This is a genomic window from Monashia sp. HAY1-2A (assembly GCF_056755315.1).
Window position 1 is genome coordinate 1 of sequence record NZ_JBNDHY010000701.1, and the last position, 219, is coordinate 219.

A 219-nucleotide genomic window follows, 5' to 3' on the forward strand; every position below is an offset into this window, starting at 1 on the left:
TCCGTCGTCGGCAGCGTCAGATGTGTATAAGAGACAGTGGCAGCTGCATCGAGCTGCGCGGGTGGGGGCAGGCGTGCAAGGTCACCGACAACCTGGTCGGAGCCCTCGTGCGTCGACGACCTCGGAGCTGTCTCTTATACACATCTCCGAGCCCACGAGACGCGTAGTAATCTGGGGGGTGGGGTTTTGCTTTGGAAAGGGGGGGGGGGGGGGGGGGGG

The 219-nt window shown here is 64.4% G+C and carries 1 protein-coding gene; it reads right to left on the bottom strand.

The annotated features are described in order from the left end of the window. Positions 1–16: 16 nt before the first annotated feature. Positions 17–219, bottom strand: a 203-nt coding sequence (locus ACPYOM_RS23610; protein WP_481347847.1) for a hypothetical protein, incomplete at its 5' end; no start/stop codon positions are given.